Origin of the sequence: Streptococcus sp. 20925_1_24 (assembly GCF_041432335.1) — a bacterium.
Lineage (GTDB): Bacteria > Bacillota > Bacilli > Lactobacillales > Streptococcaceae > Streptococcus > Streptococcus mitis_BM.
In genome coordinates this window covers 1-14,315 of sequence record NZ_JAPVZM010000002.1, presented here as the reverse complement: position 1 = coordinate 14,315, position 14,315 = coordinate 1, and the positions used below count along the sequence as shown (strand labels likewise).

At 41.1% G+C, this 14,315-nt stretch carries 10 protein-coding genes, 1 pseudogene and 1 riboswitch; all 11 genes and pseudogenes read left to right on the top strand.

The annotated features are described in order from the left end of the window. Positions 1-8: 8 nt before the first annotated feature. Positions 9-557 carry an ECF-type riboflavin transporter substrate-binding protein gene (locus O3650_RS01420; protein WP_101785455.1) on the top strand — a complete coding sequence of 183 codons (549 nt, stop codon included), beginning with the start codon at positions 9-11 and terminating at the stop codon, positions 555-557. A gap of 168 nt (positions 558-725) precedes the next feature. Beyond that, the gene (locus O3650_RS01415; protein ID WP_084953522.1) at positions 726-2,408 is read left to right on the top strand and encodes an ABC transporter ATP-binding protein; all 1,683 of its coding nucleotides are present in this window, start codon (positions 726-728) and stop codon (positions 2,406-2,408) included. Continuing rightward, positions 2,393-3,223: an energy-coupling factor transporter transmembrane protein EcfT gene (locus tag O3650_RS01410; protein ID WP_203175546.1), complete on the top strand. Its 831-nt coding sequence runs from the start codon at positions 2,393-2,395 to the stop codon at positions 3,221-3,223. Before O3650_RS01415 ends, O3650_RS01410 begins: the two co-directional genes overlap by 16 nt. Before the next feature lie 192 nt (positions 3,224-3,415). Next, a complete protein-coding gene (locus O3650_RS01405) occupies positions 3,416-3,919 on the top strand; it encodes a tRNA (cytidine(34)-2'-O)-methyltransferase (protein WP_203175544.1) in 504 nt (167 codons plus the stop codon). 53 nt (positions 3,920-3,972) lie between these two features. Then, a riboswitch (FMN riboswitch) is annotated at positions 3,973-4,191 on the top strand. 163 nt (positions 4,192-4,354) lie between these two features. After that, entirely contained in the window at positions 4,355-4,918 is a 564-nt protein-coding gene (locus O3650_RS01400) for an ECF transporter S component (protein ID WP_203175541.1), read from the top strand. Beyond that, positions 4,908-5,558: a phosphatase PAP2 family protein gene (locus O3650_RS01395; protein ID WP_238393781.1), complete on the top strand. Its 651-nt coding sequence runs from the start codon at positions 4,908-4,910 to the stop codon at positions 5,556-5,558. The genes O3650_RS01400 and O3650_RS01395 overlap by 11 nt, the downstream gene beginning before the upstream one ends. 132 nt (positions 5,559-5,690) lie before the next feature. Continuing rightward, on the top strand, positions 5,691-6,110 hold the full coding sequence (locus O3650_RS01390) for a chromosome partitioning protein ParB (protein WP_203175539.1): 420 nt from the start codon (positions 5,691-5,693) through the stop codon (positions 6,108-6,110). 312 nt (positions 6,111-6,422) lie between these two features. Continuing rightward, positions 6,423-7,469: a phenylalanine--tRNA ligase subunit alpha gene (gene pheS, locus O3650_RS01385; protein WP_049524320.1), complete on the top strand. Its 1,047-nt coding sequence runs from the start codon at positions 6,423-6,425 to the stop codon at positions 7,467-7,469. Then, positions 7,469-7,978 (top strand): annotated as a pseudogene (locus O3650_RS01380) (GNAT family N-acetyltransferase). Before pheS ends, O3650_RS01380 begins: the two are co-directional and overlap by 1 nt. Positions 7,979-8,054: 76 nt before the next feature. Then, on the top strand, positions 8,055-10,460 hold the full coding sequence (gene pheT, locus O3650_RS01375; RefSeq protein ID WP_261082985.1) for a phenylalanine--tRNA ligase subunit beta: 2,406 nt from the start codon (positions 8,055-8,057) through the stop codon (positions 10,458-10,460). Between the two features lie 478 nt (positions 10,461-10,938). Continuing rightward, a partial coding sequence (locus tag O3650_RS01370) for a SasC/FmtB family protein (protein ID WP_371491400.1) occupies positions 10,939-14,315 on the top strand: 3,377 nt, incomplete at its 3' end.

The following is a 14,315-nucleotide window of genomic DNA, read 5'->3' as shown; positions in this document are numbered from 1 at the left end:
TAAATAGTATGGAAATCAAATTTACAATTAAACAAGTTGTTGCTGTCGGAATTGGCGCTGCCCTCTTTGTCGTCATCGGGATGATCAATATTCCGACCCCTGTTCCAAATACAAGCATTCAACTTCAGTATGCGGTACAAGCGCTACTTTCTATCATTTTTGGACCGATTATCGGTTTGCTTGTCGGGGTGATTGGTCATGCAATCAAGGACTCTCTTGCTGGTTACGGTCTGTGGTGGACTTGGATTATCGCTAGTGGGCTCTTTGGTCTAGCTGTGGGGCTATTTAGAAAGTACGTTCGCGTGATCAATGGTGTCTTTGACTGGAAAGATATTCTTATTTTTAACCTCATTCAACTACTTGCAAATGCCCTTGTTTGGGGTGTCTTGGCACCACTTGGAGATGTTGTGATTTATCAAGAAGCTGCAGAAAAAGTATTTGCCCAAGGAATTGTTGCGGGAATTGCTAATGGTGTATCTGTAGCTATTGCAGGAACTCTTCTCTTGCTTGCCTATGCAGGAACTCAAACTCGTGCAGGAAGTTTGAAAAAGGACTAAAATGATGGGGAAGGCTGGGCAACCAGTCTTTTTCGATGTTTATATATTAGTTAGGCAAGTAAGCTAGGATAGGAATCTTTTGGGCGCTAAGATTTTAAGAGAAGAGACTGCAAGAAGGGGTAGATTTATGATAAAATAGAAGTCTAAGAAGCGAATGAAGAGAGTAAGATGAAAGAAGCTATAATTGAGTGGAAGGATTTCTCTTTCCGGTATGAAACACAACAAGAACCGACCTTGCAAGGGGTGGATTTGACTATTTATAAGGGAGAGAAAGTCTTAATTGTTGGGCCATCTGGGTCAGGTAAGTCTACCTTGGGTCAATGTTTGAATGGGATTATTCCCAATATTTACAAGGGTCAGATGTCTGGAGAATTTTTGATCAAGGGGCAAGCAGCCTTTGATATGAGCATCTACGATAAATCTCATCTGGTCAGTACAGTTTTGCAGGATACTGATGGGCAGTTTATCGGCTTGTCCGTGGCAGAGGACTTGGCTTTTGCTCTAGAAAATGATGTAACAAGTCTAGAAGAGATGAAAAGCCGTGTTCATAAATGGGCTGAAAAGCTGGACCTTCTTTCTTTACTGTCTCAGCGTCCCCATGATTTGTCTGGTGGACAAAAGCAGCGGGTCAGTCTGGCTGGTGTCTTGATTGATGAGAGTCCGATTCTCTTGTTTGATGAGCCACTCGCCAATCTGGATCCCAAGTCAGGTCAGGACATTATCGAATTGATTGACCAGATTCATAAGGAAGAAGGAACGACGACTCTTATTATCGAGCACCGTTTGGAGGATGTTCTACATCGCCCTGTGGATCGGATTGTCTTGATAAACGATGGTCGTATCCTCTTTAATGGTATCCCTGACCAACTACTGGCGACTGATTTATTGACACAAAATGGAATTCGGGAACCCCTTTATCTAACCACTCTCCGTCAATTAGGTGTGGATTTAGACAAGGAAGAACAGTTAGCAAATTTGGACAACTTGTCTATCTCAAAAGGCCAGGTTCAGTTGCAGACTGAATTGGTAAAAGAAACCGTAGAATTGCAGTCACTCTTTAAATTAGAGGACGTGTCCTTTTCTTATGATGATAGACCGATTTTAAAATCTCTTCATCTGGATATTAAAAAGGGTGAAAAGATTGCCATTGTCGGAAAAAATGGAGCAGGGAAGTCAACTCTAGCCAAGGCTTTGAGTAGTTTTATTCAGACTGAAGGTCGCTATCTTTGGGAAGGGCAGGATATAAAAGGAGATTCTGTTGCAGAACGGGCGGAACGAGTAGGCTATGTGTTGCAAAATCCTAATCAAATGATTTCGACCAACATGATTTTTGATGAGGTGGCTCTGGGACTTCGTTTGCGAGGTGTGGACGAGCAGGAAATTGAAACGAGAGTCTATGAAACCTTGAGAATTTGTGGTCTCTATGAATTCCGTAATTGGCCCATTTCTGCCCTGTCATTTGGTCAGAAAAAACGTGTCACTATTGCATCGATTTTGGTCTTGGGGGCTGAAATTATCCTCTTAGATGAACCGACAGCAGGTCAAGACCAGAAGAATTATACTGAGATTATGGAATTTCTCGAAGAGTTGCATCAAAAAGGTCATACCATTGTCATGATTACGCATGATATGCAATTGATGCTGGATTATTCAGACCGAGCTCTTGTCATGGTGGATGGGGAATTGATTGCCGATACTGATCCAGCTAGTCTTTTGAGTAATCCTGAGTTGTTAGTAAAAGCCAACCTAAAAGAAACTTCAATCTTTAACTTGGCCAAGAAACTCGACGTGGATCCACTTGCTTTAACGGCATTTTACAAAGAAAGGAGAGAAGGATGCAAGCTAAATTAATCGGTTACCAGCATAGAGATACTGTGATTCATCGCTTGTCAGGAGCTGGGAAACTCCTCTTTTTCATTCTCGTGTCATTGGCGGCCATGATTAGCTATGATACCAGATTGCTTGTTCTGATTGCTATTTTTTCGGTCTTTCTTCTCTATTTGTCAGAAATTCGTTTTAAAGATGTTTCCTTTGTGGCCGTTTTTGCGACGGTATTTGCCATTTTAAACGTTTTGATGGTCTATCTCTTTTCTCCCGAGTATGGGGTTGGACTTTACGGAGAGAGAAGTGTGATTTGGCAGGGAATCGGTGACTACACTCTGACTAGTCAAGAGCTTTTTTATCTGCTAAATCTGGCTATTAAGTACCTTTGCACCATTCCTCTAGCTATTATCTTTTTGATGACAACTCATCCTAGTCAGTTTGCTTCCAGTTTAAATCAAATTGGTGTGCCTTACAAGATTGCCTATTCTGTAAGCCTGACCTTGCGCTATATTCCAGATTTGCAGGAAGAATTCTTTACTATCAAGATGTCTCAGGAGGCGCGTGGGATGGAATTATCCAAGAAAGCTTCTCTTATGCAACGAATCAAAGGCAATCTGCGCATTATTACTCCCTTGATTTTCAGTTCGCTAGAACGCATTGATACCATCGCGACCGCCATGGAGCTTCGACGCTTTGGGAAAGAGAAGAAACGCACTTGGTATAGTTATCAGGCCTTGAAAAAAGGAGACTATATTACCTTGCTCTTGGCAACCTTGTTTTTAGTAACCAGTTTACTACTTATCTTGCAGAATCAGGGACGATTTTACAACCCTTGGAAATAGCTTGAAAAAATTGAAAAAATCAAGTCGTTTCTATTGACAATGATTCTGAAAGTGTTATACTAAGAAAGTAGTTTCGCTGATTTACTTCAAACCTGTTGTGAGGTAAGTTAACGATGCCTTAACCACGCTGTTTGCTGAGCTTGACTCCGGGCAGTGTGGCTATTTTTTTGCAATGGTAAAAGGAAGCAAGTCATGACAAATCACATTGTATTATTTGAACCTCAAATTCCACAAAATACAGGCAATATCGCGCGTACTTGCGCTGCGACCAATTCTCCCCTCCACATCATAAAGCCTATGGGATTTCCTATCGATGACCGCAAGATGAAGCGAGCTGGGTTGGATTATTGGGATAAACTAGAGATTTATTTTTACGAGAGTTTAGAGGATTTCATGTCTCAGATGGAGGGAAAACTCTATCTGATTTCAAAATTCGCGGAAAAAGTCTATTCTGAGGTGGATTTATCGACTAACGAAGACCATTATTTTCTATTTGGACGTGAAGACAAGGGCTTGCCTGAGGACTTTATGCGAGAACATCCTGAGAAGGCTCTCCGTATTCCTATGAATGATGAACATGTCCGCAGTCTCAATGTGTCTAATACCGTCTGCATGATTGTCTACGAAGCCCTCCGCCAGCAGAACTTTGCAGGTCTTGAGCTCGTTCATACCTATGAAGCAGATAAATTGAAATAAAAAATGAAAATGAACAAAATGCTTGCGCTTGCAAGCGTTTTTTGTTATGATAAAAGAGTCTTCAGGGCAGGGTGAAATTCCCGACCGGCGGTAAATTTGACTATCTGTTTTAGCTTTCTCGTCGTTGTCTTGTCTCGATATACTTTAAGTATTATCTTCGACTGCGACGCCTAGATAAATCTAAAATATCTTAGCCAAATAAGTCCGCGAGCGCAAGCTGATGTGGTGAGATTCCACAACCGACAGTATAGTCTGGATGGGAGAAGACGAAAGAATAGCTTTGTCTGTTCTGATAGATTTATAGCTAAACTGTAACCGCTTGCTTGAATTTCCTTAATAGAGTGAGAGGGAACTTTTGGGATATAAAAAGTGAGAATAGATAGAGGAATCCTTTCTAACTTCTTCTGATTTTATAGAAAATTGGAGGAACCTGTTATGACAAACACACGTCGACTTTCGACCATTGCGATTTTATCAGCCATCTCATTTGTGCTGATGTACTTTGACTTTCCGCTTTTGCCAGCGGCGTCCTTCCTCAAGATCGAATTTAGTATCTTGCCAGTCCTTGTGGGCTTGGTGGTCATGGATTTGCCTGCTGCTCTAGGAATTCTCTTGCTTCGCTCACTCTTGAAATTGCTTCTTAATAGTCAAGGAGTGAATACTTACATTGGTTTGCCGATGAATATCGTAGCTTTGGGAGTTTTTGTTATCGTATTTGCTTTGATTTGGAAAAAGGAACGGACAACCCTTCGTTTCCTACTAGGCTCTCTAGCTGGAACTATTGGCTTGACCGTGGCTATGTTGGTTCTCAACTATGTTTACGCTGTTCCTTTGTACGCGAAGTTTGCTAACTTTGATATTGGAAAAATTTTGGGACTTTCCAACTATCTAATGACCATGGTATTACCTTTTAACTTGATTGAGGGTGTAATCTTTTCCGTTTCATTCTGGTTGTTGTACGTCCTTTTGAAACCAACCTTAAAATATTATGAGAGATAAACAAACATTTTTAATGAAGGGCAGTTTTGCCCTTTTACTTTTCGTTATTCTTGGCTACATGGTCAAATTTTACCCTGAAACGCTGGTCGGTTTTGACCAACCGATACAGACTGCCGTTCGAGGAGACTTGCCAGCTTACTTGACTATTCTTTTCAGGGCCATCACACGCCTGATTGATATCCCAGTGATTATCACTTGGGTTGTCATTACAGCTTTTATCTTTTATCGTAAGCGATGGAAGATAGAAAGTTTCTTAATGCTGGGAAATCTGTCTTTGGCAGGTCTTTTAATCGTGACCTTTAAAAATATCTACCAGCGGCCACGACCAGCTATTTTACACTTGGTTGAGGAGAAGGGATTTTCCTTCCCAAGCGGCCATTCTCTGGCTGTAACCTTGATGGTCGGCTCTCTGATTGTCATTCTCAGTCAACGGATTAAAAATCCAGTCTGGAGAAAAATCGTACAAATCGTCCTTGGCCTTTACTTAGTCAGTGTGCTGGTATCAAGAGTATATCTGGGAGTTCACTATCCATCAGATGTCCTTGCTAGTCTCTGTGTGGGCTTGGGAGTCCTGTTTATCGAGTTTCCCTTCTATGACAAACTCCGCTTCCAATGGCGATTCAAAGGTAAGCAGAAGTGATACTCTTCGAAAATCTCTTCAAACCACGTCAACGTCGCCTTGCCGTACTCAAGTACAGCCTGCGGCTAGTTTCCTAGTTTGCTCTTTGATTTTCATTGAGTATGAGTATCAAATTCCTTTGAGGAGAAAGAAATGAAAGTCAATATAGCAGATCTTCATCCGACTCAACTATACTTATCAGAAAAGAAGTTGCAAGATATTCAGATGCTTTATAAGTCGGCAGAAACAATCCAAGTCGATCCAATCAGTATTCTTGCCTTTGGAGATTACTTGTTGATTACAGATGGGCATCACAGGGCTTATCAGGCTTTATTGGCAGGTCAAGATACGATTTCTGCTGAGTTTGATAGAGACGGCGGTGATGAACTATATCATCTCTATGCGCAAGCCTGCGAAGAAAGAAAAATTTACTCTGTTCTGGATTTAAAAAATCATATCTTAGCTCAAGATGAGTATGAAGCAAAATGGTATAACTGGTGTGATGGTTTTAATCAAGCAGCAACTCTTTTGTTGAAAAGGAAAGCAGATGAAACAGACCCTACAAATAGATAATTCACTGCGTCTTGTTCCTTTTTATACTGAAATTAGTCTAATCTAACTTGTTTTTTAACTCAAAATCTGATAAACTAAGTAGTAATTGAATAGGAATCCGCAAGACTAGTAACTCAAGGGAAGTATATCAGGGAGGAGAGCCGTGACTGCAAGCTCTCTATATGAAAGCTGGGTGAATTCACTTGCGCATGGATTTAGAAATGAAGGTCTGACTTGTCAGATGAAAACGGATGGTACCGCGTGTCAACGCTCCGAGTGGAGTTTTTGGCATGTGGTTTTCTTTTTATCTGATAAGCGACTGATGGAGGAATTATGTCAACTATTGAAGAACAATTAAAAGCGCTTCGTGAAGAAACGCTGGCTAGCTTGAAGCAGATTTCTGCTGAAAATGAAAAAGAAATGCAAGATTTGCGTGTCTCTGTCCTTGGTAAAAAGGGGTCGCTCACTGAAATCCTCAAAGGGATGAAAGATGTCTCTGCTGAGATGCGTCCGATTATTGGGAAACACGTCAATGAAGCGCGCGATGTCTTGACAGCTGCCTTTGAAGAAACAGCTAAGCTCTTGGAAGAAAAGAAAGTCGCGGCTCAACTGGCTAGCGAGAGTATCGATGTGACGCTTCCAGGTCGTCCAGTTGCGACTGGTCACCGTCACGTTTTGACACAAACCAGTGAAGAAATCGAAGATATCTTCATCGGTATGGGTTACCAAGTCGTGGATGGTTTTGAAGTGGAGCAAGACTACTATAACTTTGAACGTATGAACCTTCCAAAAGACCACCCAGCTCGTGATATGCAGGACACTTTCTACATCACAGAAGAAATCTTGCTCCGTACTCACACGTCTCCAGTTCAAGCTCGTGCTATGGATGCCCATGATTTCTCCAAAGGTCCTTTGAAAATGATCTCGCCAGGGCGTGTGTTCCGTCGTGACACAGACGATGCGACCCACAGTCACCAGTTCCACCAAATCGAAGGCTTGGTTGTTGGGAAGAACATCTCTATGGCTGACCTTCAAGGAACCCTTCAGTTGATTGTCCAAAAAATGTTTGGTGAAGAGCGTCAGATCCGTCTGCGTCCATCTTACTTCCCATTCACAGAGCCATCTGTTGAGGTAGATGTTTCTTGCTTCAAGTGTGGTGGAGAAGGCTGTAATGTATGTAAGAAAACAGGTTGGATCGAGATTATGGGTGCCGGTATGGTTCACCCACGTGTCCTTGAAATGAGTGGTATCGATGCGACTGTTTACTCTGGATTTGCCTTTGGTCTTGGACAAGAGCGTGTAGCCATGCTCCGTTACGGAATCAATGATATCCGTGGATTCTACCAAGGAGATGTCCGCTTCTCAGAACAGTTTAAATAATGATTAGAAAAGTAGAAAAGGCAGATATTGGGGTGTTGTCCCAAATTGCCAAACAAACCTTTCGTGAAACATTTGCTCATGATAATACGGAAGAGCAGTTACAGAAATACTTTGAAGAAGCTTATAGTCTGAGAGTTTTGTCAACTGAGTTGGAAAATCCAGAATCCGAAACCTATTTCATTATGCATGAAGAGGAGATAGCTGGTTTTCTCAAAGTCAACTGAGGAAGTGCTCAAACTGAGAGAGAATTAGAGGATGCTTTTGAAATTCAACGCCTCTATGTGCTACAAAAATTCCAAGGATTTGGATTCGGTAAGCAACTGTTTGAATTCGCTCTGGAACTTGCCGAAAAAAATGGTTTTTCCTGGGCTTGGCTAGGTGTTTGGGAACATAATACAAAAGCTCAATCATTTTATAATCGATATGGTTTTGAAAAATTTAGCCAACATCATTTTATGGTTGGTCAAAAAGTAGATACGGATTGGTTACTGAAAAAGAAATTAAGGTAAGAAGATGATTCTTCTATTGAAATGATAGGAAAGGAAAAGAACTAGAGTGGCAACTGTCATTCTGGAGAACTAAATTATGCTTGTATCTTATAAATGGTTAAAAGAATTGGTGGACATTGATGTGCCATCACAAGAGTTGGCTGAAAAAATGTCAACTACAGGGATCGAGGTCGAAGGTGTGGAATCACCGGCTGCTGGTCTCTCAAAAATTGTCGTCGGTGAGGTCTTGTCTTGCGAAGATGTGCCAGAAACTCACCTCCATGTTTGTCAGGTTAACGTTGGCGAAGAAGAAGCTCGTCAAATCGTTTGTGGGGCCCCAAATGTGCGTGCTGGTATCAAGGTTATGGTGGCTCTTCCAGGAGCTCGCATCGCTGACAATTACAAGATCAAAAAAGGGAAAATCCGTGGTCTTGAGTCACTTGGGATGATCTGTTCGCTTGGCGAATTGGGAATTTCTGACTCAGTTGTGCCTAAGGAATTCGCAGATGGCATCCAAATCTTGCCAGAAAATGCCGTTCCAGGTGAGGAAGTCTTCTCATATCTAGACTTGGATGATGAAATCATCGAACTTTCTATCACACCCAACCGTGCGGATGCCCTTTCTATGCGTGGGGTGGCTCACGAAGTGGCAGCCATCTACGACAAGGCAGTCAACTTTAAAGAATTTACTCTTTCAGAAACTGACCAAGCTGCAGCAGATGCTCTTTCTGTGGGCATTGAGACAGGCAAGGCGCCTTACTATGCAGCTCGTATCTTGGACAATGTGACCATCGCACCAAGTCCACAATGGTTGCAAAACCTTCTCATGAACGAAGGAATCCGTCCAATCAATAACGTAGTGGACGTGACCAACTACATCCTTCTCTACTTTGGTCAACCAATGCATGCCTTTGACTTGGATACCTTTGAAGGGACTGACATCCGTGTACGTGAAGCGCGTGCTGGTGAAAAATTGGTGACCTTGGACGGTGAAGAACGTGACTTGGACGTGAATGACCTAGTCATCACTGTCGCAGACAAGCCAGTAGCCCTTGCAGGTGTTATGGGTGGTCAAGCAACAGAAATCTCTGAAAAATCTAGTCGTGTCGTCCTTGAAGCTGCTGTTTTCAATGGCAAATCAATTCGTAAGACTAGTGGTCGTCTCAACCTTCGTTCTGAGTCATCTTCTCGCTTTGAAAAAGGGATCAATGTGGCAACTGTTAACGAAGCTCTTGATGCGGCAGCTAGAATGATTGCAGAGCTTGCAGGTGCGACTGTGCGTAAGGGTATCGTTTCTGCGGGTGAACTTGATACTTCTGATGTGGAAGTTTCTTCAACTCTTGCTGATGTTAACCGTGTCCTTGGTACAGAACTTTCTTACGCGGATGTAGAAGACGTCTTCCGTCGTCTTGGCTTTGGTCTTTCTGGGAATGCAGACAGCTTTACAGTCAGCGTCCCACGTCGTCGCTGGGATATCACTATCGAGGCAGACCTCTTTGAAGAAATCGCTCGTATCTATGGATATGACCGCTTGCCAACCAGTCTTCCAAAAGATGACGGTACAGCTGGTGAATTGACTGCGACACAAAAACTTCGCCGTCAAATTCGTACGATTGCTGAAGGGGCAGGTTTGACAGAAATCATCACCTATGCTCTGACAACTCCTGAAAAAGCAGTTGAGTTTACGGCTCAACCAAGTAACCTTACTGAACTTATGTGGCCAATGACTGTGGATCGTTCAGTCCTCCGTCAAAATATGATTTCTGGTATCCTTGATACAGTGGCTTATAACGTAGCTCGTAAGAATAAAAACTTGGCCCTTTATGAGATTGGAAAAGTCTTTGAACAAACAGGTAATCCAAAAGAAGAACTTCCAAATGAAATCAACAGTTTTGCCTTTGCCTTGACAGGCTTGGTTGCAGAAAAAGATTTCCAAACAGCAGCAGTTCCAGTTGATTTCTTCTATGCTAAAGGAATCCTAGAAGCATTATTTACTCGCTTGGGAATAGAAGTGAGCTATACAGCTACAGCTGAAATTGCAAGCCTCCACCCAGGTCGTACAGCTATGATTTCACTCGGTGACCAAGTTCTTGGTTTCCTTGGCCAAGTGCATCCAGTCACTGCTAAGGCTTACGATATTCCAGAAACGTATGTAGCGGAGCTTAACCTTTCAGCTATCGAGGCTGCCCTTCAACCAGCTACTCCATTTGTGGAAATTACTAAATTCCCAGCAGTTAGCCGTGACGTTGCCCTCCTTCTCAAGGCAGAAGTGACTCACCAAGAAGTTGTGGACGCTATCCAAGCAGCCGGCGTGAAACGTTTGACAGATATCAAACTCTTTGACGTCTTCTCAGGTGAGAAATTGGGACTAGGTATGAAATCAATGGCTTATAGCTTGACCTTCCAAAATCCAGAAGATAGCTTAACGGACGAAGAAGTCGCACGCTATATGGAAAAAATCCAAGCATCGCTCGAAGAAAAAGTCAATGCAGAAGTGCGTTAAGTTATTAGAGTTTGAAATGAAAGTTTAGACTTAAACATAAAAAACGAATAAAACTAGTTTTCTAGACGGTTAGAATTCTATTTTGTTCGTTTTTTGTTTTTAAATCTTAGATCTTGTTAGTGTGAATGAAGCTGTTCTTATATACTTTCTTGATTTCGCTTTTATAACTGTTTAAGACTACAGTAGATTGAAATAAACTGCGAACAAATCTATTGGGGAATTCAAACAAGTTTATAGCAATGTTTTAGAAGTTTCAATGTGCTGTTTCAACTTCGGCATGAAATAAAATCTAAGTGTATTTTTATTTTTCTGTCTAATAAGTTAAAACACTTGATTTATTAGCATAACAATGATAAAATTAAGTCGGAAACAATTTATAGGTTATAACTTTAGTTAATATATATATATATATATATATATATATTAACTAGTATTGCCGTTTTCACTAGTTTAATAAATTATAAAGGAGTCTTTATAGATGGAAAATAATCATTCTATGAGTCGAGTAGAACGCTCACGTCGTGAGAAGGTAACTCGTTACTCTGTCAGAAAAGTAAGTTTTGGTGCGGCCAGTGTAGCGGTTGCAGCATTTTTTATGTTTTTGGGAAATGGTGCAGTGTATGCAGCAGAACCAAACGTAACAGCAACAGATGCTGCCCTAGCAGCTACTCCAGCTAATAATAAGGTGGATGAAAATTCTGGTGCCAGTGACTCGACTGCGCCGAAAGCTCAAGCAGACACAACTACTCCAGCATCTACTGATGCAAGCTCAACATCAGTGGAGTCATCTACTGTTTCGAAAGCTCAAGCAGAAGCAACTACTTCAAAACCTGCTGATGCAACTCCAGCGCCAGTAGTATCATCTACTACTTCAGCAACAGAAGAAACAGCAGAAAAGGCTATACCTGCCTTGGATAAAAAACAGCTGGAAGATTACGTAGCAGAAATTGATGCTAAATTAGCCTCAGATAGCTATGCTACTAAGACAGATGAAAGTGTAGCAATACTTAAAGAACATCTAGGATTAGCAAAACTTGCCCTAACAACAGCCAAAAGTCAAGACGAGTTAACAAAAGCTTATAGAAGACTCTTTATGACAGTGAACAGCGGTTTACGTAGTAAGCCTAAAGCGCAAGTAGAAAGTCCTAAACTAGATACCACAGAAGGAAAAGCGACTGTTGGTAAGAAAGCAAGCAATACTGAGAAAGCTACAGGCACCAACTCTATCGCAAACTCAGGAAAACATGATCCACGTAATGGACAAGCTCTAGATGCAAACAATCCATTCCGAACAGGTGATACAGCGACAACAGATGATAACGATTCATCTATTAACGAAAAGAATCTAGATGTGGTAAACCCATATTTTGAAGATAACGGAAAACCTACTACGGCTGAAAAATGGACAGTTATTAATACTTTTGACTTGATTGGATGGAAGCCGATCAATCCTAATCAACAAAAAGTAGTTATTGCAAATGGTAAAGTAACACAGTATGGAGGTTACTCATCTGTTGTAAATCCAACTCATCCATACAGTATTCCGTTGGCACTATATAAAAAAGCTAATGATCGTACGAGTAAGAGTGATAAGTTTGATGGAATATATCAAGATATTGATGTAACACCTGGACAAGAGGTTGTAATTACTCAAAATACAAATAGTTTTGGATCAATTGGAACAAGAGACAATAGAACCATATTAACAGTATCTTATCCAGAAAGAGGAAATGAGGTTCAAGGGAAAGTTATTTGGAGATCGCTTACTACACCATATAATGGTGTAGTAACAGTACCTAAAGGGGTAACTAAACTTCGTGTACGTCTTGAAGTAGATCCTGATTCAAATGTAGCACATACAAATAATGGGAAAATTGAAATTGATGGAGAAACATACTACCTTGGAGCAATGGTATCTAATCTATCAATTACTACTGGGGCCCATGTTGTAGCTAAAACACCAACTGTAACATATAACGAAGTATCACCATCAGCGACAGCAACAACTGTACGAGCTACAATTAGTGTCGAGATGGAAAATAAGGGACATGCTTCTTCAGGATCAAATAAATATCAAGTTAAGTTACCAGAAGGTGCGACTTTTGTATCATCTGAAGGTGGGACAGCGCCGGGTTCGGTTAACAATGGAACATTGACAATCAATTATAAAGGGTTGAAACCTGGAGAGAAAGTTACATTAAGCTATGTAGTTGATTTGCCGGCGGATAAACCAACTTCTTCAGATTTTAAAGGAACTAACACATTCTTAACAAGTACCACATATGGTGGGTTAAGTGGAACTGTTCAAGGGGGATCAAGTTTTGCGATCGTAGGAGCTAAAATTAGGAATATCCCTGTAACTACTCAAAATGTAACTGTTAGCATGTATAAAACAGACCTGGAGAATAAGGTTAATGAATTAGAGACTCAGTTAGCACAGTTAAATCAAGCCAACTATACTCCAGAAAGCTGGAAAGCAATGCAAGATCAACTTGCTGAAGCTAAGAATATCCTAAACGAAGAAAAAAATAATGTTCCTGTAGCTGATCGAAAAAATCAAGCTGAAATTAACACTAAGTTAGTATTATTAGAAAAAGAAAAAGCTAAATTAGACTTAGAAAAAGCAGCTAAAGATCAAATCGCTGCGATTGAAGCAGTTGATGGTTCAGTAAAAGAAGAAAAAGAAGCCGCTAAAGCAAAAGTAATTGAAGCCCTAGCAGCAGCTAAAAAAGCAGTAGACTCAGCAACAACCGAAGCTGATGTAGCAACAAAACTGACAGAAGAAACAAACAAGATTACTCCAATACTTCCAGCAGAAGAAGTTAAGACGGCAGCTAAAAATGATATTCAAAGCGTACTCGAAGAGAAGAAGACTCAAATAGCAGCTCGTGATGACCTAACTACTGAAGAAAAAGAAGCCGCTGTAAAAGAAGCAGAACGTTTAGCACAAGATGCAAAAAATAGAGTGGATGCAGCAACTACTGAAGAATCTGTGGAACGTAATAAAGACCGCGGTGTAGAAAAAGTAGAAAAAGTAGACCCAGTAGCTAAAGCCAAACCAGCCGCTAAAGCAGCGATCGATGCAGCATTAAAAGCACAAGAGCAAGCAATTGATGCTAAACCTGATTCAACGAAAGAAGAAAAAGAAGCCGCTAAGGAAGAAGCACGTGCTAAAGCAGAGGAAGCTAAATCAGCGATTGATAAAGCAGCTTCTAATGGGGATGTAACAACAGCGAAGGACGCAGGAGTAGGAACAATTACACCTGTAGAACCAAAAGCAGAAGTAAAACCAGCCGCAAAACAAGCGATTGAAGATGCTTATAATAATAAAGTTGCAGAAATCGAAAAACGTTCAGATTTAACAACAGAAGAAAAAGAAGCAGCCAAAGCAGAAGCACGTAAGTTGGCAGATGCAGCTAAAGTAAATGTTGATAAAGCGACAACAGATGCAGGAGTTGCAGTAGTAGAACAGCAAGGAACTACAAAAGTTGATAATGTAGATCCATTAGCAAAAGCCAAACCAGCCGCTAAAGCAGCGATCGATGCAGCATTAAAAGCACAAGAGCAAGCAATTGATGCGAAACCTGATTCAACGAAAGAAGAAAAAGAAGCAGCTAAGGAAGAAGCACGTGCTAAAGCAGAAACAGCCAAAGAAGCCATCGATAAAGCAACTTCTAATGCGGACGTAACAGCAGCTAAAGAAGCAGGAGTAGGAACAATTACACCTGTAGAACCAAAAGCAGAAGTAAAACCAGCCGCAAAACAAGCGATTGAAGATGCTTATACTGCAAAAGTTGCAGAAATTGAAGCACGTCCTGAGTTAACTACTGAAGAAAAAGAAGCAGCCAAAGCAGA

Coding starts and splice junctions, on each gene's coding strand:
- O3650_RS01420 (WP_101785455.1), top strand. CDS start 9: ATGGAAATCAAATTTACAATTAAACAAGTTGTTGCTGTCGGAATTGGC.
- O3650_RS01415 (WP_084953522.1), top strand. CDS start 726: ATGAAAGAAGCTATAATTGAGTGGAAGGATTTCTCTTTCCGGTATGAA.
- O3650_RS01410 (WP_203175546.1), top strand. CDS start 2,393: ATGCAAGCTAAATTAATCGGTTACCAGCATAGAGATACTGTGATTCAT.
- O3650_RS01405 (WP_203175544.1), top strand. CDS start 3,416: ATGACAAATCACATTGTATTATTTGAACCTCAAATTCCACAAAATACA.
- O3650_RS01400 (WP_203175541.1), top strand. CDS start 4,355: ATGACAAACACACGTCGACTTTCGACCATTGCGATTTTATCAGCCATC.
- O3650_RS01395 (WP_238393781.1), top strand. CDS start 4,908: ATGAGAGATAAACAAACATTTTTAATGAAGGGCAGTTTTGCCCTTTTA.
- O3650_RS01390 (WP_203175539.1), top strand. CDS start 5,691: ATGAAAGTCAATATAGCAGATCTTCATCCGACTCAACTATACTTATCA.
- pheS (WP_049524320.1), top strand. CDS start 6,423: ATGTCAACTATTGAAGAACAATTAAAAGCGCTTCGTGAAGAAACGCTG.
- pheT (WP_261082985.1), top strand. CDS start 8,055: ATGCTTGTATCTTATAAATGGTTAAAAGAATTGGTGGACATTGATGTG.